Origin of the sequence: Pseudomonas sp. 2995-1 (genome assembly GCF_002742505.1) — a bacterium.
GTDB lineage: Bacteria > Pseudomonadota > Gammaproteobacteria > Pseudomonadales > Pseudomonadaceae > Aquipseudomonas > Aquipseudomonas sivasensis.
In genome coordinates this window covers 1-281 of the sequence record NZ_LJSA01000558.1, presented here as the reverse complement: position 1 = coordinate 281, position 281 = coordinate 1, and the positions used below count along the sequence as shown (strand labels likewise).

The window sequence follows — 281 nt, the reverse complement described above, 5'->3', positions numbered from 1 at the left end:
ACATATAGCATTAGGAGGAATTTTCAAGGTGACTAGTTTTCCATTTAACTCAACATTTATAAAAATAGCTGGTATGGACATATATTGTGAGTACTCAATAAGTGAGAAGCCTCCAATTTTACTCATTCATGGATTTGCTTCTTCCACCTATACATTCAATAAATTAGCCCCCCTATTAGCGAAGAACTATTCTGTGATTTCTATTGATTTACCGGGGTTTGGAAGAAGTGAAAAATCAACAAAATTCATTTATTCTTTTGAAAGATATGCATCGTTAATCG

The 281-nt window shown here is 32.7% G+C and carries 1 protein-coding gene; it reads left to right on the top strand.

What is annotated here, in order from left to right; genetic code table 11:
- Positions 1 to 28: 28 nt before the first annotated feature.
- Positions 29 to 281: alpha/beta fold hydrolase (locus AOA61_RS27795; protein ID WP_218197395.1), on the top strand; the 253-nt coding region annotated here is incomplete at its 3' end.